The organism is Paractinoplanes deccanensis, assembly GCF_016862115.1.
In the GTDB taxonomy this organism is placed as follows: Bacteria; Actinomycetota; Actinomycetes; order Mycobacteriales; family Micromonosporaceae; genus Actinoplanes; species Actinoplanes deccanensis.
The window spans coordinates 1-2,930 of sequence record NZ_BOMI01000220.1 but is presented as its reverse complement, the minus strand read 5'-3'; the positions used below and the strand labels follow the sequence as shown (position 1 = coordinate 2,930).

Annotated in this window: 2 protein-coding genes; both read right to left on the bottom strand. The window is 72.8% G+C overall.

What is annotated here, in order from left to right:
* Positions 1–302 (bottom strand): beta-ketoacyl synthase N-terminal-like domain-containing protein (locus Ade02nite_RS48500; RefSeq protein WP_239169632.1); only part of this gene is annotated, 302 nt, incomplete at its 3' end.
* A gap of 25 nt (positions 303–327) precedes the next feature.
* The coding region (locus Ade02nite_RS48495; RefSeq protein WP_203778235.1) for a type I polyketide synthase at positions 328–2,930 on the bottom strand (2,603 nt) is incomplete at its 5' end.

The window sequence follows — 2,930 nt, the reverse complement described above, 5'->3', positions numbered from 1 at the left end:
TAGAGGAACCCGCCCTCGCGTGCCGACACCGAGCCCGGCAGCTTCCCGGTGGGGTCGAACCGGGCCAGCCGCTGCCAGCCCCGGTCGGTGGGGAAGCCGGCGATGGCGTCGCCCTCCCGTGCCAGCAGCGCCCACAGATCCTCCGGCGACCGCACCCCGCCCGGGAATCGGCAGGCCATGCCGACGATCGCGATCGGCTCGGTCGCCGCGTCGACCAGCCGGCGGTTCTGGAGGCGCAGCCGCTCGTTCTCCTTCAGCGACGAGCGCAGCGCCTCGACGAATTGCTCCTGCGACGTGTTCATCCGCTCTCCACCCCGTGCCGTCGGATCAGGACGACGTCTGTTGCGCGGCCAGCCGCAGCAGGCTCTCCGCGTCCAGATCGTCGATGGACTCGCCCGGTTCGGCCGCGTCGCCGGTCTCGGCCAGCCGCAACACCAGGTCGAGAACTCCCGAGTTGCGGAGCCGGGTCATCGGGATGCCGGCCAGCTTGCGCCGGAACTCGCGCTCCTCCGCCTCCTCGGGCGTCTCCGCGTCCGGTCCGAGCCCCAGCGCCGTGCACAGATGGCCGGCGACGGCGGCCGGGGTGGGATGGTCGAACACGAGGGTGGCCGGCAGGCGCAGCCCGGTTTCGGCGCCGAGCCGGTTACGCAGCTCGATGGCGAGCAGCGAGTCGAAGCCCAGATCCTTGAACGCCTGGTCGGCGCCGACGGCCGACCCCGGCCGGTGGCCGAGCACCCGGCCGGCCAGCGACCGCACCGTCTCGAGGACACGTTCGCGCTGCGCCTCCGGCTCCAGCCCGGCGAGCTGCCCGGCGAGGTCGCCGCGGGTTTGCTCGGCGGCGACGGTCCGCCGGCTGCCGGTGAGCAGGCCGGACAGCAGCGGTGGCACGGTCACTCCGGCGCCCGCGGTGAGGTCGAGCTTGACCGGCGCGAGAACCGGGGAGCCGGACCGGAGGGCCGCGTCGAACAGGGCCAGACCGTGTTCGTCGCTCATCGGCACGACGCCGTGGCGGACCAGCCGGCGCCGGTCGGCGCTGTTGAGCCGCCCGGTGAGCTCGCTGTCCTGCGACCAGTGCCCCCAGGCGAGCGATTGCGCCGGCAGGCCGAGCGCCCGCCGGCGGCGGGCCAGCGCGTCCAGATAGGCGTTGGCGGCCGCGTAGTTGGCCTGGCCTGCCGAGCCGAACACCCCGGACGCCGAGGAGAACAACACGAACGCGCTCAAACCCTCGGTCAACTCGTGCAAGTGCTGCGCGGCAACGGCTTTGGCCTTGAACACCGCGTCGAGCTGAGCCTCGGTCAGATTCGCCACCGTCGCGTCGTCCAACACCCCCGCGGCGTGAATCACCGCGGTCGGCCGATACTCCTCCAGCAGCGCCCGCAACGCCTCCCGGTCAGAGACATCGCAGGCCACAACCCGCGCCTGCGGCAACCGATCGGCGCCCGGCGCCTGCGGACCGCGCCGGGAGACCAGCACCAGGTCCGTCACGCCATACACGTCCACGAGATGCCGGGCCAGCAACCCGCCGAGCGTGCCGGTACCACCCGTGATCAACACCGGGCCGGCACCCCAGTCGACCTCGCCCTCACCCGGGGCGGCCCGCACCAGACGCGGCACCCCGATGCGGCCGTCATCGTCCACACGCAGCTGCGGCTCATCGCACACCGCCACCGCCGCCCGCGCCACCGCGGGATCGGCCGCGTCGACCAGCACCAGACGGTCCGGGTGCTCGGTCTGGGCGGAGGCCAGCAGACCCCAGGCCGCCGCGCGGTCCGGACGGTTCTGACTGTCCGGGATCAGGACCAGCCAGCGCTGCTCGTCGGCGGCCAGCCGCTGCTGCACCCCGGCCAGGACGTCGGACAGGGCGACGCCGGTGCAGTCCCACACCGGCAGGTCAACTTCCGTCTCACCGACATGGCCGGCCTCAACCCAGTCGACGGAGTACAGGTCCCGAACCGCCTTGGCCGGCAACCGGTCCGGCAACGCCCGCAAGGCGAGCGAGCCGACCGTGGCCACCGGCGCCCCGTTCGCGTCGGTCAGGGTCAGTGACAGGTTGTCGCCGTCGGCGCGCAGCCTCACCCGCACCCTGGTCGCGCCGGTCGCGTGCACGGACACGTCCTGCCAGGCGAAGGGAAGGAGCACCGGCCCCGAGCTCTCCCGCACGGCGGCGGTGTGCAGGGCGGCATCCAGCAGCGCCGGATGGATGGTGAAACCCGCGGCCCGGCCGTGCTCCGACGGCGGCAACTCGACCTCGGCGTAGAGGTCGTCGCCGGCCTCCCACACCGCCCGCAGGCCCTGGAACGCGGGCCCGTACTCGTAACCACGCAGCGCGAGCCGGTCGTAGAGCTCGGCTGTCGAGAGCGGCGTCGCGTCAGCCGGGAGCCACTCGACGGCCGGCGCCACCGGGCCTTCCCGATCCAGGACACCCACGGCGTGGCAGGTCCAGGGCTCGTCCTCGCCGGTGCGTGAGTAGATGGCGACCTGCCGCTCGGCGTTCACCGTGGTCTGCACCTCGACGATCCCGTCCAGCACCAGCGGGGCCTGCACCGTCAGCTCGCGCAGCACCGGCGCGCCGACCAGATCACCGGCTCCGATCGCCCAGTCCACAAACTGCGTCCCCGGCACCAGCACCGTCCCGTTGACCGCGTGGTCGGCCAGCCACGGCTCCTGGGCCGTGGAGACTTTCGCGGTGACCACCACGCCGCCGTCGGCCAGCCGCACCACCGAACGGCCGTCGTCGGTCTGGTCGAGCCAGAAACGCTGCCGCTGGAACGCATACGTCGGCACATCGGCAGGCGCAACCGCCGGCATTACCGGCGTCCAGTCGACCGCCACACCAGCCGTGTGCAAGACCGCCGCAGCACGCAACACATCAACCAGACCGCCGCTGTCGCGCTTGAGTGTGCCGGTCACCGTGCAGTCGTCGACCGTTT